23 protein-coding genes are annotated in these 22,715 nt (G+C 36.1%); 11 read left to right on the plus strand and 12 right to left on the minus strand.

Features of this window, described 5'->3' with window-relative positions; translation table 11 throughout:
• Positions 1-8 precede the first annotated feature (8 nt).
• Positions 9-1,046, plus strand: a complete 1,038-nt coding sequence (locus tag EG359_RS21235) for a tetratricopeptide repeat protein (RefSeq protein ID WP_076353778.1) — start codon at positions 9-11, stop codon at positions 1,044-1,046.
• Between the two features lie 6 nt (positions 1,047-1,052).
• On the plus strand, positions 1,053-1,358 hold the full coding sequence (locus tag EG359_RS21240; RefSeq protein ID WP_076353780.1) for a hypothetical protein: 306 nt from the start codon (positions 1,053-1,055) through the stop codon (positions 1,356-1,358).
• Here the strand turns inward: EG359_RS21240 and EG359_RS21245 are convergent.
• Entirely contained in the window at positions 1,355-1,627 is a 273-nt protein-coding gene (locus EG359_RS21245) for a hypothetical protein (protein WP_076353782.1), read from the minus strand. The two genes, EG359_RS21240 and EG359_RS21245, sit on opposite strands and share 4 nt — an antisense overlap.
• A 132-nt stretch (positions 1,628-1,759) precedes the next feature.
• Between EG359_RS21245 and prfB the strand changes: the two genes are divergently transcribed.
• The gene (gene prfB, locus EG359_RS21250) at positions 1,760-2,872 is read left to right on the plus strand and encodes a peptide chain release factor 2 (RefSeq protein ID WP_076353784.1); all 1,113 of its coding nucleotides are present in this window, start codon (positions 1,760-1,762) and stop codon (positions 2,870-2,872) included.
• An 85-nt stretch (positions 2,873-2,957) separates the two neighbouring features.
• Positions 2,958-3,659 (plus strand): DedA family protein, encoded by a 702-nt coding sequence (locus EG359_RS21255; RefSeq protein WP_076353786.1) that lies wholly within the window; start codon positions 2,958-2,960, stop codon positions 3,657-3,659.
• A 41-nt stretch (positions 3,660-3,700) separates the two neighbouring features.
• On the opposite strand, the gene EG359_RS21260 is transcribed toward EG359_RS21255, so the two are convergent.
• Both EG359_RS21260 and EG359_RS21265 read right to left on the minus strand, forming a co-directional pair.
• Positions 3,701-4,570, minus strand: a complete 870-nt coding sequence (locus EG359_RS21260) for an alpha/beta hydrolase (RefSeq protein WP_076353788.1) — start codon at positions 4,568-4,570, stop codon at positions 3,701-3,703.
• A gap of 24 nt (positions 4,571-4,594) precedes the next feature.
• Complete coding sequence (locus EG359_RS21265) at positions 4,595-5,086, minus strand: tetratricopeptide repeat protein (RefSeq protein ID WP_076353790.1); 492 nt, start codon at positions 5,084-5,086, stop codon at positions 4,595-4,597.
• A 146-nt stretch (positions 5,087-5,232) separates the two neighbouring features.
• On the opposite strand from EG359_RS21265, the gene EG359_RS21270 reads away from it, so the two are divergent.
• Positions 5,233-6,114 carry a DUF808 domain-containing protein gene (locus EG359_RS21270; RefSeq protein ID WP_076353792.1) on the plus strand — a complete coding sequence of 294 codons (882 nt, stop codon included), beginning with the start codon at positions 5,233-5,235 and terminating at the stop codon, positions 6,112-6,114.
• A 175-nt stretch (positions 6,115-6,289) separates the two neighbouring features.
• Here the strand turns inward: EG359_RS21270 and dnaJ are convergent, their stop codons facing one another.
• The 5 genes from dnaJ to proS form a co-directional block, all read right to left on the minus strand.
• Positions 6,290-7,411: a molecular chaperone DnaJ gene (gene dnaJ, locus EG359_RS21275; RefSeq protein WP_076353794.1), complete on the minus strand. Its 1,122-nt coding sequence runs from the start codon at positions 7,409-7,411 to the stop codon at positions 6,290-6,292.
• A 110-nt stretch (positions 7,412-7,521) separates the two neighbouring features.
• Positions 7,522-8,061 carry a nucleotide exchange factor GrpE gene (locus tag EG359_RS21280; RefSeq protein WP_394343646.1) on the minus strand — a complete coding sequence of 180 codons (540 nt, stop codon included), beginning with the start codon at positions 8,059-8,061 and terminating at the stop codon, positions 7,522-7,524.
• 251 nt (positions 8,062-8,312) lie between these two features.
• Complete coding sequence (locus tag EG359_RS21285) at positions 8,313-9,647, minus strand: Nramp family divalent metal transporter (protein WP_076353798.1); 1,335 nt, start codon at positions 9,645-9,647, stop codon at positions 8,313-8,315.
• A 113-nt stretch (positions 9,648-9,760) separates the two neighbouring features.
• Entirely contained in the window at positions 9,761-11,089 is a 1,329-nt protein-coding gene (locus EG359_RS21290) for an OmpA family protein (RefSeq protein WP_076353800.1), read from the minus strand.
• A 116-nt stretch (positions 11,090-11,205) separates the two neighbouring features.
• Positions 11,206-12,681 carry a proline--tRNA ligase gene (proS, locus tag EG359_RS21295; RefSeq protein ID WP_076353802.1) on the minus strand — a complete coding sequence of 492 codons (1,476 nt, stop codon included), beginning with the start codon at positions 12,679-12,681 and terminating at the stop codon, positions 11,206-11,208.
• A gap of 143 nt (positions 12,682-12,824) precedes the next feature.
• Between proS and EG359_RS21300 the strand changes: the two genes are divergently transcribed.
• Both EG359_RS21300 and EG359_RS21305 read left to right on the plus strand, forming a co-directional pair.
• Positions 12,825-13,889 (plus strand): prolyl-tRNA synthetase, encoded by a 1,065-nt coding sequence (locus tag EG359_RS21300; RefSeq protein WP_076353804.1) that lies wholly within the window; start codon positions 12,825-12,827, stop codon positions 13,887-13,889.
• Positions 13,890-13,945: 56 nt separating this feature from the next.
• Positions 13,946-15,325: an OmpP1/FadL family transporter gene (locus EG359_RS21305; RefSeq protein ID WP_228435033.1), complete on the plus strand. Its 1,380-nt coding sequence runs from the start codon at positions 13,946-13,948 to the stop codon at positions 15,323-15,325.
• 81 nt (positions 15,326-15,406) lie between these two features.
• Here EG359_RS21305 and EG359_RS21310 read toward each other — a convergent pair whose 3' ends face one another.
• Complete coding sequence (locus EG359_RS21310; protein WP_076354369.1) at positions 15,407-16,135, minus strand: ZIP family metal transporter; 729 nt, start codon at positions 16,133-16,135, stop codon at positions 15,407-15,409.
• Between the two features lie 2 nt (positions 16,136-16,137).
• Positions 16,138-16,863 carry a class I SAM-dependent DNA methyltransferase gene (locus EG359_RS21315; protein WP_076353808.1) on the minus strand — a complete coding sequence of 242 codons (726 nt, stop codon included), beginning with the start codon at positions 16,861-16,863 and terminating at the stop codon, positions 16,138-16,140.
• Between the two features lie 138 nt (positions 16,864-17,001).
• Between EG359_RS21315 and EG359_RS21320 the strand changes: the two genes are divergently transcribed.
• The 3 genes from EG359_RS21320 (at position 17,002) to EG359_RS21330 (ending at position 19,662) form a co-directional block, all read left to right on the plus strand.
• Positions 17,002-18,168, plus strand: a complete 1,167-nt coding sequence (locus EG359_RS21320) for a THUMP domain-containing class I SAM-dependent RNA methyltransferase (protein ID WP_076353810.1) — start codon at positions 17,002-17,004, stop codon at positions 18,166-18,168.
• Between the two features lie 2 nt (positions 18,169-18,170).
• A complete protein-coding gene (locus EG359_RS21325) occupies positions 18,171-18,572 on the plus strand; it encodes a hypothetical protein (RefSeq protein WP_076353812.1) in 402 nt (133 codons plus the stop codon).
• 85 nt (positions 18,573-18,657) lie between these two features.
• The gene (locus EG359_RS21330; protein ID WP_076353814.1) at positions 18,658-19,662 is read left to right on the plus strand and encodes a glycosyltransferase; all 1,005 of its coding nucleotides are present in this window, start codon (positions 18,658-18,660) and stop codon (positions 19,660-19,662) included.
• A gap of 74 nt (positions 19,663-19,736) precedes the next feature.
• Here the strand turns inward: EG359_RS21330 and EG359_RS21335 are convergent, their stop codons facing one another.
• Positions 19,737-20,963: an aminotransferase class I/II-fold pyridoxal phosphate-dependent enzyme gene (locus EG359_RS21335; RefSeq protein WP_076353816.1), complete on the minus strand. Its 1,227-nt coding sequence runs from the start codon at positions 20,961-20,963 to the stop codon at positions 19,737-19,739.
• A 157-nt stretch (positions 20,964-21,120) separates the two neighbouring features.
• On the opposite strand from EG359_RS21335, the gene EG359_RS21340 reads away from it, so the two are divergent.
• Entirely contained in the window at positions 21,121-21,579 is a 459-nt protein-coding gene (locus tag EG359_RS21340) for an Lrp/AsnC family transcriptional regulator (protein ID WP_076353818.1), read from the plus strand.
• A gap of 45 nt (positions 21,580-21,624) precedes the next feature.
• Here the strand turns inward: EG359_RS21340 and EG359_RS21345 are convergent, their stop codons facing one another.
• Positions 21,625-22,653, minus strand: coding sequence for a bestrophin family protein (locus EG359_RS21345; protein WP_076353820.1), 1,029 nt, complete (start codon positions 22,651-22,653; stop codon positions 21,625-21,627).
• Positions 22,654-22,715 lie beyond the last annotated feature (62 nt).

Raw genomic sequence — 22,715 nt, forward strand, 5'->3', positions numbered from 1 at the left:
CACAAACAATGAAGAAAATGCTTTTTATTTTGGGACTAACTTGCTCGGTTTTTTGTTATTCTCAGAAAAAAGAAATGGTAGCTGCATTTAAAACAAAAAATTATATAGAAGCACTTTCCTTAGGACACAAAGTACTTGAAAACATCCCAAACGATTTTGATGCTAATCTTCTCATGGCTGCATCTTATAACAATCTTGGAGACTTTCAGAAAAGTCTTTTGTATTCAACGAATCTTGAAACTCTTTCAGAGAATGATGAAAAGAAGAGTTGGGCATTAATGCAACTAATGGCTGCTAATTATGGACTAGGAAATAAGGAAGCATCAAAAAAGTACTATGATCTGGTCAAAAGTATTAAGCTATCAGAAAAAGCGAAAACTGAATTGAATACTTTAATAAAACGGCTAGGTTTAGATGATTTTTATAATCAATGGAATATTGTGGAAACAGAAAATTTAATATTTCATTTTGAAAATTCCATTAGTGAGGAAGCCAGAAATAGGATTGCAAAAAGCCGGCAAAAAGCTTTTACAAAAATTAATGAATTTTTTGGAGCGAAATTGCCCAAGAAAATTGATTTTTTTGTTTGGGGTTCTAATGATACCTATAACGAGTTTTTGGAACATAATTTAGGGTTTACTCAGGCTAATTACTGTGTTTCCCATAACAGGTTGAATCAAACTGCCGGCCATGAAATTGCTCATAATCTTAGTTTTTGGCGAGGAAGTAGGGGAAAAATTACGACACAGTTTATTAATGAAGGAATAGGTGTTTGTTTCGATTTGAATGAGAATGATAAACTTGAAGCAGCTAAACAAGCCTATAAAAAATCTCCTATCGACATTAAAAAAGTATGGTCAGAAAACCAGAAAATTAGTAGTGATATTTTGTATCCTGTTTCAGGAGCATTTGTAGAGTTTTTAATCAAGTATGATAAAGTCAAGTTTATTGAACTAAATAATGATCAAACGTATGAGAATGCTAAGAAAGTTTATGGAAACGAAATAGAAATCCTGATTGAAAATTTTATGAATAAACTGAAATAAAATAGCATGAGTAATTATAAATATACATTATGGCTATCTATATTAACAATTCCTCTTGGGTTTATTGCAATTCTTGCAGGCGGAGGAGGACACGGGACCTATTTTCCTATACTGGCTATCTTTCCTTTTAGCTTGCTAGGAACATTTTTTAATGAAAAAATATCTTTATTTATTGGAATAGTACAGTTACCTATTTATGGTTTTTTAATCGATAAATTTAGTACAAGAAAAGTACTTCCTATCATTATTGCAGTACATGTTATATGTATGTATATTGTTTTTGTGTTGAAAAGAGAAACCTTTTTTAGTTAATTATTTTCCCACCAGATAAAAATTTCAGACGCCAATTCTTCTGAATTGAACTCAGATCTGTAAAGACCATAAGAAATACATAATTCAGTTTCTATCATGTTTTTTAGTTGGTTCTTATCAGCCCCTTTTTCTAGTTTTTGAAGTAACTTTTCAGTTAAATGATCAAAACTGTTTTTAGAAATGCTGGGTATTAAATTTTTTGAGACAATAAGTGCCATTAACCGAGCAAAATTCGCGTTGTGCTCATTAATCAAATCATTGAAATCCATTCAAACTTATTTTTTAGAATATAAATATAAAAGAAAGATACTTTTTTTTCCTAGATCAAATTCTAAACCTTAACAAAACTCAAAACTCTCTACTCTAAAAGAATTCCTTATTTTTGTAAAAAAGAAAAACTCGTGATTAACAACGACCAGATAAAAGAAGTTCAATCCAGGATTGAAGACCTACATAGATACCTTCAGATTGAAAAAAAGAAGATAGAAATAGCCAACGATGATGAAAAAACAGCAGCTCCTGAATTTTGGGATAATCCTAAGACTGCAGAAGCTTTTCTGAAGCAGCTTCGATCCAAAAAAAAATGGGTGGAGGGTTATGATGAAATTCAGACACAGTTTGAAGACCTACAGGTTTTAGTTGATTTTGCTAAAGAAGATCCTGATTCTGAAAAAGAATTGGATGAAACCTTCCCACAGCTGGTTGAAAAAATCGAGGACCTTGAATTCAAGAATATGCTTTCCAACGAGGGAGATGAGCTTTCGGCTGTTCTTCAGATTACGGCAGGAGCAGGAGGTACAGAAAGTTGTGACTGGGCATCTATGCTGATGAGAATGTACACCATGTGGGCAGAAAAGCAAGGCTATAAGATCCGTGAACTGAATTTTCAGGAAGGTGAGGTAGCCGGTGTGAAGACGGTTACTCTTGAAATTGAAGGTGAATATGCCTTTGGATACCTGAAAGGAGAGAATGGAGTACACCGTTTGGTAAGAATTTCACCTTTTGACAGTAATGCTAAACGCCATACCAGCTTCGTTTCCGTGTATGTTTATCCGTTGGTGGATGATACCATTGAAATTAATATTAATCCTGCCGATATATCATTTGAAACAATGAGATCTTCCGGAGCAGGAGGGCAGAACGTAAACAAGGTTGAAACCGCTGTACGTCTTCGTCACGCACCTACAGGAATTATCATTGAAAACTCAGAATCCCGTTCACAGCTTCAGAATAAAGAAAAGGCAATGCAGCTCCTTCGTTCCAGATTATACGAAATGGAATTGGAAGAACGTATGAGAGCCAGAAATGAAATTGAAGCCAATAAAATGAAAATCGAGTGGGGAAGCCAGATCAGAAATTATGTGATGCACCCTTACAAATTAGTAAAAGATGTACGTTCAGGCCATGAAACCTCAGATGTGGATGCCGTAATGAACGGAAATATTACCCCTTTCCTGAAAGCTTTTCTAATGGCTGATGGTACGGCTGTTTCCGATGATGATATGGAGCTATAAAATATCATATGATTTTTAGTTAAAATCTTATAATTAATTTTTGTTTCAGACATTTTAGACTTATTTTTGTTGTTCATCGATATATATGGAAGATTTCAATAGCTGGAAGGATTTATTAAACCCGGAGTTTTATATTAAAATGGGAGGGTTTTGGCTTATTTTGTTCATTGTTTTTGCTGAAACAGGTCTTTTTGTAGGATTTTTTCTACCTGGGGACTCATTATTGTTTGTTTCAGGAATTTATGCCGTTGAAATCATCAAGGAGACTTTCGGCTCCACAGGGAGTGATTTCTTAGATACAACACTTTTAGCTTCCGGTGTAGCACTTGCTGCTATTATAGGAAATGAAGTAGGTTACTATTTTGGACGTAAAGCAGGTCCGGCTTTGTATAAAAGACCAGATTCAATGCTTTTTAAGAAAAAATATCTATATCAGGCTCATGATTTCTTTGAAAAACATGGTGCATTAGCTATTATTATGGCTAGGTTTTTACCTGTTGTAAGAACATTTACACCCATTGTTGCAGGAATTGTAAAAATGGATAAGAAAGAATTTCTAAGGGATAACGTTATCGGAGCAATCCTGTGGTCATTTATTTTGATCTTTGCAGGACATTACCTTGATAAATTATTCATGGAACAATTTGGAATCAACTTAAAAGAGAAATTGGAATATATCATCATTGTGATTGTATTGATAACAACACTTCCGGTGATCATCAAATTTGTTTTTGGTAAAAAAGAAGACTTCTCCAAATATGAAAACAATGATTCCGACCCTGAATAGGAATCAATAGAAATATAAAAAATAACCTGCTTTTTAGTAGGTTATTTTTTTATCCATTCCAGAATATTCGGATAGATAATACTATCTCTTTTTGTTTTACTGAAAAACCTCGGAACATGGCCTGTTTTCTCCATAAAGATAAATCTATGGGGAACATTCATGTGGGTGAGCGCAGAGTCCATTGCCTGCCCCTGACGATGGTTAACAAGGAAATCATTGTTCCCCTGAAATAATAAGGTAGGAACATTGGTGATGTTGGCGATTGGGCTGGCTTCCTTAAAGGCTTCAGAAATATTGTTACGATCAAACTTAGCTCCCACCACTTTTTGAAAAGTAGGAGAAGTATATTTAGAATAAAATGAATTCAGATATTCCGGGCTGTAGAAATCTGTAGGTCCACTTAGAGAAATGATTTTTTTGATCTGATCAGGATGCTGGTATCCATATAATAAAGCAAGATGCCCACCGGCACTTTCACCCAAAAGAATATAATTATTAGGTTGAAGTTCCGCTTTTTTGGCCAGAGAATTAAACCTTTCGATGACCAGGGCAATATCTTCCAGTTGTTGCTTATAGGTGATGTTCTTCTTCTTAGAGACCAATCGATAGTTCATGTTGATACTGGGAATCCTACTCTCAAAAAGCATTTTCTGGATTTGAATCATATGTTCCTTTTTCCCAAGCGTCCAGGCTCCACCATGTACAATCAGAACAACGGGAGAATCTTCGGCATAGTCTTTTGGAAGGAAGACATCCATTTTTTGTCTTGTATGCTCTCCGTATTTTAAGTTATAGATTTTTTGCTGGCCATCCGGGCCTACCCAAACCCTGAACTTTGTATTACAGGACTGCAACAGGAAACTGGTGCATCCCATAGCGAAAAAATGATACTTGAGAATAAGCTTTTTCATAAATTAGAACCGAAAACAGTAGCTTTAAAAAGATTCTTTATGCAATGCATCTGCATAATTAAACAAAGATTTATTGTATCTGGGTAAATGTAGGGAAATTGCTTTTAAGGTTAATGATAATGCTTCTTTATATTCTCCTGCTGAGGAAAGGGAAAGTGCTAAAAAAGAGTCTACTGCATCATTCAGTTCATCCGAATAATTTGCTTTTTCTTCTCTTAAAATATGGATGCTTTCCTCTATCTTTCCATTATTCCTTAATGTACTTGCCAGTTGGATTCTTGCTCTCCTTCTTCGTAAACCGGATAATCCCTGAGCTAATGCAGATCTGTATAAAGGTTCAGCTTCCTTTTCATGTCCTGTTGAGTCGAAAGTACAAGCCATTTCAAAATCTGCAATAGCTTGTGAGCCTTTAAGCAATGTGATATGTTCTTTAATTTGTTGAATAAATTCTTCATTGCTTATTGTTCCAAGCTTCTGCCAAATCCTCTGTAATTGGATTTCCCAGTTTTCATCCATGATATAATTTTAAACAAAGATATAAAATATTGAAAACGAAGTTTTACTTTATAATTCTAAAAAATTATTGTCGTGCTATGAATCATAAAATGGAATTAAATATTTATTTTTGCTGAACTTAACAAAGATTAAAAAAAAATTAAAATATGGCATCAGGCTTTTTTGCGATTTTAGATGATATTGCAGCATTAATGGATGATGTGGCAGTTACCAGTAAAATAGCTACACAGAAAACAGCAGGAATTTTAGGAGATGATCTGGCTGTAAATGCAGAAAAAGCCACCGGCTTTCTTTCTTCAAGGGAACTTCCTGTATTGTGGGCAATCACAAAAGGCTCATTTATCAATAAGCTTATTATTCTTCCCATTGCTTTCCTGCTCAATTGGCTCTACAAACCAGCTATTGAGATGATTCTTATTTTGGGAGGTCTATATCTAGCCTTTGAAGGAGTGGAAAAAATCATTGAATTCCTGTTTCATCGTTCCAAAAAAGGACATGAAGTAGTAAAAGAAAGTGCTGAAGATGAAGATTCTGAAGTTTCTGAGAAAGCAAAAATAAACTCAGCTATCAGAACAGATTTTATCCTTTCCATTGAGATTGTAATTATTGCATTGGGGACGGTAATTCAGGAAAATCATCCACTTCTTACTCAGATTCTTACCGTAACATTTGTGTCATTTATTGCTACAGTAGGGGTTTATGGAATTGTTGCCCTTATTGTGAGAATGGATGATGCAGGTTTTAAGTTAATCAAAAAAAGTCACGACAAGGGATTCTTCTCCAAGTTGGGTCATTTGCTGGTAAAAGCATTGCCAATCATTATCAAGATTTTAGGAGTAGTAGGAACCATCGCTCTTATCTTGGTTTCAGGCGGTATTTTTACTCATAATATTCATTATTTACACGAATTGTTACCCACATGGCCTGCTATGCTTAAAGAATTTACATTCGGTATTGTAGGTGGCCTTGGTGCAGTTGCTTTGTTTACAATTGGTAAAGCAATATATTCATTGGCTACGAAAAAATAAGATATACTCTAAATCATAAAAAATCCTGTACTTGAAATATAGTACAGGATTTTTTATTTAAAGCTGCCGATTAAAGTATCAATTCCCTTTTATTATTTTTGCTATCCAAACGTTTTAAATGGAATTGTATTACAGATTGATAAAACAAAAAAGAGACCCCTGAGGCCTCTTAATATTAGTTGAATAAATCTTTTACTTTATCAAAAAAAGTTTTTTCCTTTCCGGATGGTTCTGCAACCATTTCTCCGCTGGACATCTGCTTTTCAAAGAAGTCTTTTTGCTCCTTATTAAGCTTCTGTGGTGTCCAGACATTGATATGAATGAACATGTCTCCTTTTCCATAGCTATCGATGCTTGGAAGTCCTTTTCCGGCAAGTCTTAAGATCTTTCCGGATTGTGTTCCCGGATCAACAGTGATTTTCACTTTTCCGCCAACGGTAGGAATCTCTTTTTTAGTTCCTAAAGCAGCTTCAGCAAATGAAATATAGAGTTCTTGGTGAAGATTATCGCCTTCTCTCTTGATTGTTTGATCTACTTCCTCTTCAATGATTACCAATAAATCACCTGGAGTTCCGCCAAATGGAGCATCATTTCCTTTTCCTCTTACATTAAGCTGGATTCCGTCTCTTGCTCCGGCAGGAATATTAATCGTGATTTCCTCTTCATCTTTCACAAGCCCCTGTGCGTTAGCTCCTGCAGGAATTTTATCGGCAACTTTTCCGATTCCCTGGCAAGTACCACAGGTTGTTTGGGTTTGCATTTGACCGAACATGGTATTCATTACTTTAAGTTGAACACCAGATCCGTTACAGGTAGGGCAGGTTTTTGAAGTAGCACCTTCCGCCATCTTCATTTTTTTAACCTTAATGGTTTTGTGAGTTCCGTTAACCATTTCCTCAAGGTTCAGCTTGATTCGGATTCTTAAATTAGAACCTCTTACCTGCTGGCGACCACCGCCGCCACCGCCACCGAATCCTCCGAAACCACCACCGAAAATATCTCCAAACTGACTGAAAATATCCTCCATGTTCATTCCGCCTCCGAAGCCTCCGCCTCCGAAACCTCCATTTCCTCCCATTCCGGCATGTCCGAACTGGTCATATCTGGCACGTTTCTGATCGTCGCTTAGTACTTCGTAAGCTTCAGCAGCTTCTTTGAATTTTTCCTCAGCCTCCTTATCTCCTGGATTTTTATCCGGGTGAAATTTGATGGCCATTTTTCGGTATGCTTTTTTTATTTCGTCGGCCGATGCAGATTTGCTGATCTCAAGAACCTCGTAATAATCTCTTTTTGACATGACTTTCTATTCTATAATTGATGATCGATAAATGATAAAAGATATTTAAAATTTAGTAATAAAAGTATAGCGGTCTATCCATTATCACTCATCATTTATCATTAATAATATTAGTTTCCTGTTACTACTTTTGCAAAACGGATTACCTTATCACTTAAAGTATATCCTGTTTCAATAACATCTACGATTTTCCCTTTTAGATCCTCCGATGGAGCAGGGATTTGAGTGATAGCTTCATGGAAATCTACGTTGAAACTGTCTCCAGCTCTAACTTCCATTGGTTTTAAGCCTTTTTCGGTAAGTTTATTCTTGAATTTTTGATAGATCAATTCTACGCCCTGCAGATCAGCTGGATTTCCGTTTTTAGCGATTTCCTTTAATGCTCTTTCGAAGTCATCCAAAACTCCTAACATAGAAACCATCATTTCCTGATTAGCAAATTGGAAGAACTCCATTTTTTCCTTAGACGTTCTTTTTTTATAGTTTTCGAATTCAGCATACAATCTGATGTAACGGTCTTTCTCTTCTGCCAAAAGTTCCTCTGCAGATGGAGTAGCTGTCACATTGTCCTGAGACGCTGTGTCATTCTGAACATTGTTATCTTCCTGATTATTGATGCTTTCTTCGTTAATATCCTGATTTTCCATAATTCAATATTTATTTACTCAATTGTTTGACAAAGACTCTGCCAAAGGAGAAAACAAGACATTAAGGCAGAAAAAGATCACTCATGCACATCGTAAATGATAATGAATTGTCAATAAGGATTAGAAATGATATCCTATCTAATGAGAAATTAGAGGTGAGGCATTAGAAATTAGAATTAATACTCTTAATCACATAACTCTAAAACTCTCAAACGCTACAACTCTCCAACTCACTGATCCTCCAATCCAAACTGTTATTCTCCTGTAAATGTCTGGTACAATAAGTAGAGATTTAAAACAATAATAATAATGGAAATGATCCATACACACACCTTAAGGAATGGCTTGTTGACAAATTCTCCCATTTTGGCTTTGTCATTGGTAAACATCACCAACGGAACTACAGCAAAGCTTAGCTGCATAGATAGAATAACCTGGCTTAAAACCAATAATTCAGTAGTACCCTGCTCCCCGTAAAGAATAGCAACAATCAAGGCTGGAATGACTGCAATAAGCCTTGTGATGAGTCTTCGTAGCCAAGGTTTTAATTTGATATTCAAAAAGCCTTCCATAACGATCTGCCCTGCAAGAGTTCCGGTAAGCGTTGAGTTTTGCCCCGAAGCCAATAAGGCAATAGCAAACGCAATACTTGCCATGGAAGCCCCTAAAATAGGAGTCAGCATTTTATAAGCGTCATGAATATCGGCAACATGTTCATTTCCTGTGGTATGAAAAGTTGCTGCTGCAAGGATTAAAATGGCTGCATTGATAAAGAAAGCAAGCATCAAAGAAACTGTACTGTCTAATGTTGCGAACTTTATAGCTTCCTTTTTTCCTTCTCTGTCGCGGGTATAATCCCTTGTTTGTACAATACTGCTGTGGAGGTATAAATTGTGAGGCATCACAGTAGCCCCTAAAATCCCAATGGCGATATAAAGCATTGCAGGATTCTGAATAATTTCTTTTTGTGGAACCAATCCGCCCAGAATTTCATTAAAGGCCGGTTGAGAGATCACAATCTCATATACAAAGCAGGCGAGGATAATAAAGATAAGTCCGCCTACTATACTTTCTATCCATCGAAATCCTTTTGCCTGAAGTAAAAGAATAATCAGGACATCTACAGTAGTAATCACAATTCCCCAGGTTAGCGGAATATGGAACAGCAAATTAAGGGCAATTGCCGAACCAATGACTTCGGCGAGATCACAGGCGGCAATGGCTATTTCACAGAATATCCAAAGAATAAAGTTGGTGGTAGGGCTGAAGTGGTCTCTGCAAGCCTGTGCAAGATCTCTTTCTGCAACAACTCCTAATTTAACGGATAAATGTTGCAATACCATTGCAAAAATGTTGGAAATAAGAATCACCGAAAGCAATGTGTAGCCAAATTGCGCTCCTCCTGCAATATCTGTAGCCCAGTTTCCAGGGTCCATATATCCCACTGCTATCATAAGTCCAGGTCCTGCAAAAGCAAGATATTTCCTCCAAAAACTTGCATTTTTAGGGACTTTAATGGAAGAATAAACTTCTGATAAAGAGTGAGATGTTTTATCTTTACGCCAAGCGCTTTTTAAATTGAAATTCATAAATGTTAGAAATGACTAACAAATTTAATTAAATAAATGTAAACACAAAAATTAGGGAAAGAAAAAATCCCGGAAATGACTTTCCGGGACTTAATTTTTATTGATTCTAAAGATTATTTTGCAAATCTTACAGACATTTTTCTGTCAGCAGCTCTTTCTGCATCAGTAGCTTTTGCATCTACTGTAGCAAATTTACTTCCGTACCCTTCAGCTCCAAGCACTTGACCTCCAACTCCTGCTTTTGCTAAAGCAGCTTTGATATAATCAGCTCTTGCCTGAGATAGTTTTACATTAGAAGCTTCATTTCCTGTTTTATCAGTATAACCACCGATTTTAACTTTTGAATCAGGGAAAGCTTTAAGGATAGCCACTAAGTTATCCAATTGTCCTTGTGATCCTGCCTCTAATTCTGTAGAACTTCCCATTTTGAAGTTAACATGGTCAAAATCATACCATTTGTCTTTCAATGCTGAATCATCAGCAGCACTCTTGTATCCGCCAGATTTCAGGAATCCAATCATTTGGTCTTCCATTCCTCCTTTGTAACCTTTTAACATGACACCGTTAAGGTCAATGTTTTCATCAGTTTTAGCTGCTGGTGTTGCAGTGGTAGCCGGTGTAGATGCAGCAGATGCTGTATCTGTAGACGTTCCTGTAGAATCTGTGGAAGAAGCCATCGTAGTGGTGGTCTGTTTTTTCTCACATTGCTTCCATAGGAAATATCCGGCTGCAATTAATAATAAAAGCGGAAGCAACCATTTCCAGATTGAACCTCCGCCTTGATTATTATTATTGTTATTATTAAATTGCTCTCTTATTTCTCTTGCTCCCTCGTTAACATTTTCTCTGGCTGTAGCAACACCTTCAGCGATGTTATCCTTAGCAGTAGATGTTACTGAAGAAACTGTTTCTTTAGCCTGACCAAACCAATTTTCAGCTCCTAATCCAAAAGAAGCCAAAGAAAGACCTGCCGGCAATAAAGAAGAAATAATGCCTTTCTGATCATTCAGTAAGCTGGAAATACCCGAAGCACCCAAATTATTGTCTGCTGCGTATTTACCGACAGTGCCTACTGTAGCCCCGGTAACCAGATTTAGTAAAGAACCTGCAGAATTGTTGCTGATTCCTGAAAAACTGGCAATAGAATTTACTAATCCACCTACTTTATCCCCGAAAAGTGAAGATAACAAAGTAGTAATAATAGGATTACTAGACGATCCGCCTAATAGATTTCCTAAAATTCCACTAGAAGAGGCTTTTGTAATAGCATCCACAACACCTGGGTTGTCTGCGTTATTGGCTAATCCACCTACTACGGCAGGTAATAAGCCACCAATTGCTTTAGAAATACCGGATTCGCTTTCTCCAAACTGTGATGCAGCCTGTGAAACCAAAGCGGGACCTAATTGTCCTTTAATTAAATCAATGACATTTAAAGACATAATAAATTTTTTTAGATTAATGTTGTGATAAATTTAAACAAAAATCCGTCCAAATGTCATTTTTTTTTGAATATTTCTTTAAATTTTAACGATTTTTTTTTAAATCGTTAAAATTGTTAATATGCTTTTGCGAATAACACACGTCTCTTAGAAGGTTTTCCTGAAATCAGCGAAATACCTTCTTCTATATCATCATCCAAAGGAATACATCTGATTGTAGCCTTGGTTTCGTCCTTAATTTGCTCTTCTTCTTCAGCAGTACCATCCCAATGAGCGTAGATGAAACCTCCTTTTTCTTCTAAAATCTTTTTGAATTCTTCATAAGTATCAACTTTTGTAAGGTTGTCCTGTCTGAAATTCAGTGCTTTGTTGTAAAGATCTTCCTGAATAGTCTTTAATAACTCTTCAATATAAGTATCCAATCCATCGATAGAACGAACTTCCTTAGTAAGATTGTCTCTTCTTGCAATTTCAACAGATTTGTTTTCCAGATCTCTTGGTCCCATTGCAATTCTTACCGGTACACCTTTCAACTCGTACTCTGCAAACTTCCATCCGGGTTTGTTCTGTGTATCGTTGTCGAATTTCACAGAAATACCCTTAGCTTTTAGCTTAGCTTGAATATCCAAAGCAACTTCGCTAATCTGTTCCAATTGCTCTTCTCCTTTAAAGATAGGAACAATTACTACCTGAATAGGTGCCAAAGTTGGAGGCAATACCAATCCGAAGTCATCAGAGTGCGTCATGATTAAAGCTCCCATAAGACGGGTTGAAGTTCCCCATGAAGTGGCCCATGCATGTTCTATTTTTCCTTCCTTATTGGTGAATTTTACGTCAAATGCTTTAGCGAAATTCTGACCTAAGAAGTGAGAAGTTCCGGCCTGAAGTGCTTTTCCATCTTGCATTAATGCTTCGATGCAATAGGTTTCATCTGCTCCTGCAAATCTTTCAGAAGGTGTTTTCAATCCTTGAATAACAGGCATTGCCATAAAGTTTTCTGCAAAATCTGCATATACTTTGTTCATTTTTTCAGCTTCTTCTACAGCTTCGTCTTTTGTGGCGTGAGCAGTATGACCTTCCTGCCATAAGAATTCTGCTGTTCTAAGGAATAAACGGGTTCTCATTTCCCAACGTACAACATTTGCCCACTGGTTAATAAGTATTGGTAAATCTCTGTAAGACTGGATCCAGTTTTTGTAGGTATTCCAGATAATTGCTTCTGAAGTAGGACGAACGATCAGTTCTTCTTCCAGCTTTGCATCTGGATCTACAATAAGTTTTGAAGGATTGTTTGGATCTGTTTTTAATCTGTAGTGAGTTACTACAGCACATTCTTTTGCAAAACCTTCTGCATTCTTTTCTTCAGCCTCAAATAAGCTCTTGGGCACAAAAAGCGGGAAGTATGCGTTCACGTGACCTGTCTCCTTGAATTTTCTATCCATTTCATCACGCATTTTTTCCCAGATTGCGTAGCCATATGGTTTGATTACCATACATCCACGTACTCCTGAATTTTCAGCTAAATCAGCTTTTACAACCAGCTCATTATACCATTTGCTGTAATCTTCGCTTCTTGAGGTTAATTTTGCCATTATCTTTTAAAATTTTTTTAACTTTTGCACATTATTGTTATCTAAAAATAAAAATCTATTTTTGATAGATTTTTTAATCAGTATTTGGTACATTTTTGGTACTGATTGCAAATATAATTTAAATTAAAAATTTTTACGTTATCATGAAAAGAAATATACATAAAAATTTGCTTGGTCTGCTAAAATCCAAAGGGGTCTTGGCAATATCAGGCGGGTTATTGCTTATGTCTTGTGGTGCTCAGATGGGAGGGTATAGCGAGACGGACGGGGTATATTATGACCCTAATAAGGATACGCTGCCAGAAGGAGTTATCATTAATGGTAGCGAAAATAGAGTAGGCGAATATTATGACTACTATCAGGATTCCAACGTGATTCAAAATGCACAGACGAATTCAAGAGAACAGCAGAATAAATATAACGAATGGAGTGGTACCAATGCCAATTGGACATCCAATGCTACAGACTCTGATTGGGGAATGTATGCAGGTTCCCAAACTAATTACTATGATAATTCATGGGGGTGGGGATCTCCTTGGGGCTGGTACGGAGGCTATAGCCCATATTGGGGCTTTAACCGCGGCTGGGGCTGGGGTGGAAGCATGTCCTGGGGTTGGGGCGGATCATTCGGCTGGGGCTGGGGTGGCTCTATCGGATGGGGAAGTCCATACTGGGGCTACGGATATTCTCCTTACTGGGGTGGTTACTATGATCCATTCTGGGGCGGATATTATGGTAACTCATGGGGTTACGGAGGAGGTTATAATAGAATTTATATGAGAAGTGGTAATAGTGGAAGTGGTTCAGGTATGAGTAATGCTGTCTACAGAACAAATACTGCCAGAAATAATAATGGATTTAGAAATAGCTCTAGTGGTGGTTTCAGAAATCAGAATTCCGGTGGATTTAGAAACGAAAGCTCTGGTGGATTCAGAAATGGAAATTCTGGCGGATTTAGAAGCGGAAATTCAAATGGAGGTTTCAGAAATTCAGATTCAGGAGGATTCCGTAATTCGGCTCCTCAACAACAGCCAAGATATAACAATGGTGGTTTCAGATCAGGTGATTCCGGAGGCTTTAGAAACAATAATGGCGGATTTAATAATTCCAGTGGTGGTTTCAGATCCGGTGGTTCATCTGGCGGTGGAAGCTTTAGAGGTGGTTCATCCGGTGGAGGTGGTGGATTTAGATCCGGTGGCTTCAGATAATATTCAACTTCATAAAAACTATTAAAAAAATAATGTTAAAAAAATCTTTAGTATTAATGAGTATTTCTGCAGCATTTTTTGCGCAGGCTCAAGATGTTTCATTAATAAGGAATACTGTAGATGTTTATTCAAGTAATCCTATGGTAGGGTCTGCTAAGTTTAATGCAATGGCAGGAGCTAATGGAGCACTAGGAGGTGATGCAAGTTCACTGCTTACTAATCCGGCTGGTTTAGGAGTTGCTATTTCAGGAGAGGTTTCTGCAACTTTATCTATTGCAGGTAATAAGAACAGTACTTCCTTAGGTGGTTCTACAATAGATTATAGTAAAACGAGAGGGGATTTAGGAAATGTAGGTGGAGTAATAGCTTTTCCATTAATGAGCAAGTCTGCATGGAAGTTTATTAATATTGGGGTTAATTTTTCCAACCAATCTCTTGATAATGTAGTAGAGTCTCCAGGAAATGTAAATATTAAAGCAACATTACCGGATGGAATAGCAACATTATCTGGGCATCAATATTCAAGAGCTGGAAATTTATCAAAGATGAGTTTCGGTGTTGGAGCAAATTATAATCATAGTTTATACATAGGAGCAGGGTTAAATTTTTTCAATGCCTCAGTAGATCAGTATGATCAGCTGGCATTCCAAATGGCTAAAAATAATAATATTGACGTTTTTAATAAGCAGGATAGTCCTTACTGGGAGAGAGCTTCCGGATTTTCAGCTTCTGTAGGGGTGATTGGAAAGTTAAGTCCTAATTTCAGATTAGGAGCTTCCCTTGAAACACCTACATTCTGGAGCATAGACCGTGATTTTAGCTTCTATAATAATCCCAATTATGGAAATGGTGTTGGAACCGAAAATAGAAAATTTACATCTCCGCTTAAGGCAACAGTGAGTGCAGCATTTGTAGCCAGTAAAAACTTCTCATTGAATGTAGATTATACATTGGGTCTTACAAAGCCTGATTATAAAGTATATAGTATCATAGAAAGAGATTTGAATTCTTTCTTTAAAGACAACTATAAAAACATGTCAGAAGTTAGAGTAGGAGCTGAATATAGAGTACAGCAATTAAGACTGAGAGGAGGTTATTCTTATTTATCCAATCCTGTTGATGCGCTTACCATTACAAGATTTGATAATGCTGGTAACATAGGAGATCAGTCTTATAGTAATCTTATGCTAAGTGACAGAAATTTAGTTTCTTTCGGTATCGGATATGATTTCAAATCGTTCTATATTGATGCATCCTATCAGAATATAACTTCAAAATATAACAGTCCATCTATGAGGGGGCTTATTGGAAACGATTATGATAGTGCTTATTATTCAACCAATTCAAATTCTATCTATGAAAATGATGCTTATGCGGTAAGCAGTGTTAAAAATAGCAAAAATAATTTCTTCCTTACACTTGGTTGGAAATTCTAATTTTCATATCACTTGAAGAATAGTAAAAATAAAAAGCTCCGAATTGAAAAATTCGGAGCTTTTTTATGGGTGAAAATAAGTTTAATGATGATGAACAGGACTAGGATGATGATGGAAAATATGCATAAGCAATGCCAGTGAAACTCCTAAAACTACGAGTCCTATTTTAAGCCAGTCAATATTATGGTTTTTATTGCTCTCAAAAATGATTACTGATGATATATGAAGGAAAATTCCTCCTACAATCGCCAGGAAATAAGGCTGAAGATCAGGATTAAAATAATTCCCCAATAACATCCCCATAGGTGATGCTAATGCAAAAAGGGCAACAATCAGGAGAGATGGATAAGATGATGAACTTTTTGATTCTCCTTTTCTATTAAATAAAAATGCTCCCAGAATAAATGAAATAGGTAGATTATGGAATACAATTCCCAGAAGATAGGGAGATAATTCATGTTCTTCATTGGCAAGAGGAATTCCTTCAATAAAGGCATGAATAAAAAGGCCTACCATTAAGGCCATAGGAAGAATGTTATGTTCACCATGATGATGAAAATGACCATGCTCAAAACCTTTGGTTAAAGCTTCCAGAATCATTTGCAAAAGAACTCCTGCAATGACAAATATCCCAAGATTACTGTTTTCTGTGGAAGTGTATACCTGCGGAAAAACCTCATTCAAACAAATGGTAATAAGGAATCCGGCACTTAATATCAGTAGATTTTTGGCCAGTTTTTCTTTTTTACCAAAATGTTTCCCCAGAAATACTCCTGTAATTACACTTAAAATCAGTAAAAGTACTGTTATCATTATTTTTTCTTAAATAAATTGATGCAACGTGGGGAACTTTCTTTATTAAATTCATTAAGCTGATAATCTCCCCAGATTTTTATTCTTTCAAACCCACATTCTGAAGCATAAGCATGTATAGCTTCCAATGTATGAAGTTTTACTTTTTCAAAAAAGTGAAAAGGCTTACCATCTGTTTCAAAACGAATGTCCTTGATAACATGCCTCCCTTCAATTTTTTTAAGAATTTTAAAATCTATATCACCACGGGTAACTAATGTTTCAGGAACCATAGTATTTCTTACATATTCTTCATTCAAATAATCCAAAACAAAATATCCTCCGGGTTTCAATGCGTTGTAAACCGACTGGAAAACTTTTTTATCGTCATTTTCATTGTCAAAATATCCGAAACTTGTAAATAAATTGAAAACAGCATCCATAGGATCTGCATCAATTGGATTTCGCATATCATGAACCTCAAAGATTAAAGTTTGATTTTCAAATTGTTTATCGGATTCAATACTTTGTCTTGAAAGATCCAATCCCAAAACATCATATCCTAATTTATTGAGGAAAACAGAGTGTCTTCCTTTACCACAGGCAAGATCTATAATCTTGGATTGAGGCGGAAGCTGTAGGTCCGCAGTAAGTTTTGTAATGAAGTTTTCGGCTTCAGTATAGTCTCTGTTGCTATAAAGCAAATGATAATAAGGGGTATCAAACCAAGATTCAAACCATTCCATAATGCAAAAATAACTAAATTTGTGCGGTTAAAAGCAAAGTATTTTACAACATTAATAGATTGAAAAATTCAATTGGTCAATAAGTTGGATAGCTAATCTTTTAATTATTAATCCTTTAAATCTTTTAATTAATTACTTATGGATATAGAAAATCTACAAATACAGATAAAAACATTCTTCGGACTGGAGCAGATTCTGGCGGAAGAAATCAAAAAATTGGGCGGTAGAAATGTTGAAATCAAAAATAGAGCGGTAAACTGCGAAGGAGATTTGGGCTTTCTTTATAAGATCAATTATTCTGCAAGAACAGCATTGAAGATTTTGGTGCCGATTCATCAGTTTAAGGCATTTAATCAGCATCAGTTCTATGACAGATTGTTCAAGTTTGAGTGGGATGAATTTATGGATGTAGATCAGTCTTTCTCTATTGATGCTACTGTAAATTCTGAAACATTTAAGCATTCTCAGTTTGTAACCTTGAAAATGAAAGATGCGATTGTAGATTATTTTCAGGAAAAGCATAGAAGACGTCCCAATGTAGAAACCAAAAATCCGGATATTAAATTCCATCTTCATATTGACAGGGAGTTGGTAATGATTTCTATGGATTCTTCAGGAGATGCATTGTTTAAAAGAGGGTACAGAAGAGAACAAGGTGAAGCACCAATTAATGAAGTTCTTGCAAGTGGAATGCTTCAGCTTGCCGGCTGGGACGGGAAAGGTAACTTCCTGGACCCAATGTGTGGTTCCGGTACATTATTGATTGAAGCGGCAATGATTGCAATGGATCTTCCGGCTCAGATCTTCAGAAAAAGATTTGGATTCCAGAACTGGAAAAACTATGATGCAGATTTGTTCTCAAAAATTAAAGAATTCAGAATTAATAGAGTGAGACAATTTGATGGAAAGATTGTTGGGTATGATATTGATTCAAGAATGCTGAATGCAGCGAGAATGAATGTGGAAGCCGCAGAGATGGAAGATGTTATCGAGATTACAAAACAAGATTTCTTTGAATCTAAAAAAGAACTTTTCCCTCTATTGATGGTATTTAATCCTCCATATGATGAGAGAATTTCCATTAATGATGATGATTTCTACAAAAAGATAGGAGATACCTTTAAAACGCACTATCCAAATACTCTTGCATGGTTAATTTCATCTGACCTTGAGGCTGTGAAGAAGATAGGTTTACGCCCTTCAAGAAAAATTAAGCTTTTCAACGGAAAGCTGGAAACAAGATTCTTACAGTATGAAATGTATGAGGGAACGAAAAAGGTGCATAAATTAGAAGATAAGTCTTAATTATGTCCTGGAATTTTTTTGAAGCATTGGGAATGGCGGCGGATGCATTTTCTGCAGTAGCAACTCAACCTGTGAAAGATTCCGAAGCTCGTGCCCGTAAGAGAGGTAAACAAAAAGATAAATATTTTACAGAGAAAGTCAGCGCAAGATTTATTCTTGCGTCTGTCATTCTCTTTGTAGTTGCTTTTAAAGATCCAGTGCCAGCAGAAAATTATGTACAAACTTTAATTGTAACCTCATTAATTGGTTTTGCAATTTCAGGAGTGTTTTTTTTTATTCTTAATTTAATGGAGCTTTATTACTTTAAAAATGTTTTCAAGCTGCTTCTTTTTAGCTGTTCTGTAATTGTATTTTTTATTGCCCTGGTAATGTGTGTTTATTTTCAATCGGGAGTTTTTATATAAACTTATAAAAGTTAATTTCTCCGAATAACCTGTTAAACTGTTTGCGGTTTCTTCTGCGAATAAGTAATTTTGAAAAATTTTCAATTTGAAACCTACGATTTCTATTATTGTTGCCATTTACAACCGAAAGGATGAACTTTTCGAGTTGCTAACCTCATTGACCCAACAGACCGATAAAGAGTTTGAGATCATTATTGTGGATGACGGTTCTATGATAGACTTGAAACCTACAATAAAGAACTTCGAGGAAAGTCTGGATATCAAGTATTTCAGAAAAGATAATTCAGGACCAGGGCTTTCGAGAAATTATGGGGCAAAAAGAGCAGCCAATGAATGGCTGGTATTTGTAGACAGTGATGTAATTGTAGAGAAAGACTATATAGAACATATTAAAAACGATATACTGACCATTCCATGTGATGCATTTGGAGGCGCAGATAAGGCTCATAAAGGCTTTAATCTGATGCAGAAAGCCATTTCTTACTCTATGACTTCTGTATTTACCACAGGGGGCATCAGAGGAAATAAAAAGGCGGTTTCAAAATTTCAGCCGAGAAGCTTTAATATGGGAGTAAAAAAGGCTGTTTTTGAGAAAGTAGGTGGTTTTTCAGAGATGAGAATAGGAGAGGATCCTGATTTGTCTATGACGCTTTGGGAAAATGGGTTTACGACTGCCTTTTTTGATGACATTGCTGTATACCATAAGCGTAGGGTAGATTTTGGTAAATTTTCCAAGCAGGTTTTTCAGTTTGGCTGTGCCAGACCGATTCTTAATCAGAGGCATCCTAATTATGTGAAAATATCTTTCGCGTTTCCTACCTTATTTATGTTGGGTTACATCATGGGATTTATTGAATATTTCTTTTTAGGAAGAGGGATTATCCTAGCATTTTATGGGTTGTATACCTTTTTGGTGTTATTTCATGCCTTATTATTGACTAAAAACATAAGTATTGCCGGTATGGCAGTAATTTCCACCTATATTCAGATGTTTTCCTATGGCTATGGTTTCCTTAAGTCATGGGTTCTTTTAAATGTTTTCAAAATGAAACCTGAAGAGGCATTTCCGCATCACTATCATAAAAAATAATTATACGTTTGTATTTACATATAGAAAATAAAAAGGGCTGTCTGAATAGAGACAGCCCTTTTTTTACAATAAATTTAGGATATAGAAATGTTTTCATGGTTAAGAACGCCTGCTTTCAGCATACATTCTTTCATCTTATGATAGGTTCTTTTAATATCGTGATCCAAACCGATAGAGAATCTGATTAATCCGTCAGAGATACCGATTGAAGCACGTTCTTCCTCGGGAATTTCAGAAGAGGTAGATTTTCCTGAGCATGAGAATAAAGTTTTATAAAAACCAAGACTTACTGCCAGATATCCCAAGTTGGCTTCCTGCATCATTTCCATTAGTTCATTGGCCTTTTCTGTAGTTCCTGCATCCAGCGTCAATAATCCTCCAAATCCGTATTCTTCATCAATCATGCTTTTCATTAATTCATGATTTTTATGGGATGGTAATCCTGGGTAAGAAACTTTTAAACCATCCTTTTCAAATTTTTCAGCAAGGTACATGGCATTATGGCTGTGTTGCTTTATTCTGATATGAAGGGTTCTCAGGTTTTTCAGGATACTTGAAGCCCTTAGGCTGTCCATGGTAGGGCCAAGAAGCATACAAGCTCCGGAATTCACGTTTTTTGTATCATCAATAAATGCCTGTGTTCCACAATATACACCACCCACGGTATCGCTGCTTCCATTGATGAACTTTGTCAGACTATGAATAACGATATCTGCTCCAAATAGTTGCGGAGAGATGGAAAGAGGTGAGAATGTATTGTCTACAATCAGTTTTAAATTATGCTTTTTACAAATCTCAGAAAGCTTTCTAAGGTCTGCAACTTCAAGCAACGGATTACTTACACTTTCGCAATAGATTACTTTTGTATTGGGAGTTATAGCATTTTCTATGGAATCAAAATTATTAATATCTACAAAAGAAGTTGCTACATTAAACTGAGGTAAAAAGTTTTTAAGAAAAGCATAGGTTCCTCCATAAATGGTTCTGCTTGAAATAATATGGTCTCCACTTTTGCATACCTGCATTAAAACGGAAGTGATGGCTCCCATTCCGGATGCTGTAACGTTGGCAGACTCTGTATTTTCCATCTTTGCCAAAGCTTGTGCCAGGTAAAGATTCATGGGAGATGAGTGTCTTGAGTAAAGATAACATCCTTCTGCATTTCCCTCAAAGGTATCAAACATAGTCTTTGCGGAAAGGAAAGTATAGGTAGAGCTGTCTGAAATAGAGGGATTTACCCCTCCAAATTCGCCAAAATACTGAAGATCCTGAATCTCGTTGGCTGCGTTAAAGTTTTCCATGAGCGTTGTTTTTATTTTATTGGCCTAATTTGGGTTATTTTCCTAATTGTTACAACATAAATTTGAATTTATAGAATATAAAACTGAAAAATATTGCTTATTTAGAAAATATAATGGGTATATTCGGGAATATTAAATTTTTACCAAAAAATTATCTATGGAACTTGACGAAACGGATAAAAAACTGCTGCTTTTTTTACAGGAAGACTGTAAGCAAACCACCAAAGAGCTTTCCGGTAAGCTTGGATTATCAGTTACCGCTATTTATGAGCGAATAAAGAAACTGGAAAATGCCGGTGTCATTTCAAAATATGTTGCGTTGCTGGATAAGAATAAGGTTAAGCGAAACTTTATCGTTTTATGCCATGTGAAATTAACACAGCACAAGAAAGAATTTGTACTGCAGTTTGAAAAGGAAGTCATGAATCTTCAGGAAGTCACAGAATGCTTCCATGTAAGCGGAGATTATGATTATATCCTTAAAATAGGAGTGAGGGATATAGAGGATTACCGAAGTTTTATGCTGACAAAGCTTACGACGCTTCAACACATCGCAAGCACGCACAGCTCATTTATGATTTCCGAAGTAAAGAATACCACGGCAATTGTATTGTAAGAACGTAAAAACTATGAATAGTAATTGCTATTTATTGCCCGTCATTTAAACCAGTACTCCATTTTTGGAAGCTATTGGATCAGGTAGATCTGTTTCTCCAGTCATTTGAAGCAAATCAATCTCTATAGTTCTACAGATGGAAAGCATGGGAACATCAAACATTAATCCGGCAAAAGGGTTCTCGGAATAATCTCCCACGAGTTCCATGATAATGTAAATCCATCCAATGATGATACAGAAAGGAATAGAGGTCCAGATTCCCCAGTCACCTAATTTAGCAAATTCATTCACCAATCCCAGTGGAAGTAAAGTAATGAAAAGGATATTAAAGACAAATGCTGTACTTGCAAATTGTCTTGGTGAAGGGAACTTCTTAATTCTTTCTGCCTGTCCCTGAAAACCATAAAACTCATTCAGACAATTTTGTAGCTGTGTCTGATTAAAATCTGTAATGGCATTCATGTTTTTAAGTTCATTAATATCTTTTGCCTGTTGAGAGATCAGATATGTGGCAAAATTTTTATATTCACTTTTTCTGTCATATTCTTCTTCGGAAAGATATTTGTGCAGGAAAATTGGTGCCCTTCCGTAATCCGGAAACCCGGCTTTGATTAATCTGTTTCTTCTCAAATTGATATTGCCAAACTTGTTTTCGGTACTGATATGCTCCCATTCTGTAGGAACTAACAGCTGCTCACGAAAGGTATATAACCATGCAATATGACGATAGATGATCCTTCTTTTTCGGTCTTCTAGATCAAAAATGCCTATTTCTTCATTTTTTGTATCGAAAGCCTGCACCATTGATGCAAATGAACGACTTGAATTTACAATTCCGCCCCATATTTTTCGGGCTTCCCAAAGTCTATCATAAGCCTGGTTATTCTTGAAACCTACCAAGAATGCCTCTGCTGTACCTATCAACGCTACAGGAACCCATGGAATAGTCATCCAGTGCCAATTGAAGAAATAGAAAAGTATAGCAATTAGAGTACACCATATAGAAATTAAGATAAGATGTAAACCGGATAGGTTGAGAACTTGTTTATAGTTGACGTATTTTGTAGTGATCATAAAGAGGGATGTGTTTTTCTGTGGAGACAAAATAAATACCAAACTTTATTCCATAATGTCTG

Source organism: Chryseobacterium joostei (assembly GCF_003815775.1).
Classification (GTDB): Bacteria; Bacteroidota; Bacteroidia; order Flavobacteriales; family Weeksellaceae; genus Chryseobacterium; species Chryseobacterium joostei.

Bases quoted from the DNA above. Each gene is read 5' to 3' on its own strand.
- proS (WP_076353802.1), bottom strand. From the start codon at position 12,681: ATGGCAAAATTAACCTCAAGAAGCGAAGATTACAGCAAATGGTATAAT.
- dnaJ (WP_076353794.1), bottom strand. From the start codon at position 7,411: ATGTCAAAAAGAGATTATTACGAGGTTCTTGAGATCAGCAAATCTGCA.
- EG359_RS21285 (WP_076353798.1), bottom strand. From the start codon at position 9,647: ATGAATTTCAATTTAAAAAGCGCTTGGCGTAAAGATAAAACATCTCAC.
- EG359_RS21270 (WP_076353792.1), top strand. From the start codon at position 5,233: ATGGCATCAGGCTTTTTTGCGATTTTAGATGATATTGCAGCATTAATG.
- EG359_RS21315 (WP_076353808.1), bottom strand. From the start codon at position 16,863: ATGGAATGGTTTGAATCTTGGTTTGATACCCCTTATTATCATTTGCTT.
- EG359_RS21290 (WP_076353800.1), bottom strand. From the start codon at position 11,089: ATGTCTTTAAATGTCATTGATTTAATTAAAGGACAATTAGGTCCCGCT.
- EG359_RS21340 (WP_076353818.1), top strand. From the start codon at position 21,121: ATGGAACTTGACGAAACGGATAAAAAACTGCTGCTTTTTTTACAGGAA.
- EG359_RS21300 (WP_076353804.1), top strand. From the start codon at position 12,825: ATGAAAAGAAATATACATAAAAATTTGCTTGGTCTGCTAAAATCCAAA.
- EG359_RS21320 (WP_076353810.1), top strand. From the start codon at position 17,002: ATGGATATAGAAAATCTACAAATACAGATAAAAACATTCTTCGGACTG.
- EG359_RS21255 (WP_076353786.1), top strand. From the start codon at position 2,958: ATGGAAGATTTCAATAGCTGGAAGGATTTATTAAACCCGGAGTTTTAT.
- EG359_RS21335 (WP_076353816.1), bottom strand. From the start codon at position 20,963: ATGGAAAACTTTAACGCAGCCAACGAGATTCAGGATCTTCAGTATTTT.
- EG359_RS21245 (WP_076353782.1), bottom strand. From the start codon at position 1,627: ATGGATTTCAATGATTTGATTAATGAGCACAACGCGAATTTTGCTCGG.
- EG359_RS21240 (WP_076353780.1), top strand. From the start codon at position 1,053: ATGAGTAATTATAAATATACATTATGGCTATCTATATTAACAATTCCT.
- EG359_RS21325 (WP_076353812.1), top strand. From the start codon at position 18,171: ATGTCCTGGAATTTTTTTGAAGCATTGGGAATGGCGGCGGATGCATTT.
- EG359_RS21265 (WP_076353790.1), bottom strand. From the start codon at position 5,086: ATGGATGAAAACTGGGAAATCCAATTACAGAGGATTTGGCAGAAGCTT.
- EG359_RS21235 (WP_076353778.1), top strand. From the start codon at position 9: ATGAAGAAAATGCTTTTTATTTTGGGACTAACTTGCTCGGTTTTTTGT.
- EG359_RS21260 (WP_076353788.1), bottom strand. From the start codon at position 4,570: ATGAAAAAGCTTATTCTCAAGTATCATTTTTTCGCTATGGGATGCACC.
- EG359_RS21345 (WP_076353820.1), bottom strand. From the start codon at position 22,653: ATGATCACTACAAAATACGTCAACTATAAACAAGTTCTCAACCTATCC.
- EG359_RS21305 (WP_228435033.1), top strand. From the start codon at position 13,946: ATGAGTATTTCTGCAGCATTTTTTGCGCAGGCTCAAGATGTTTCATTA.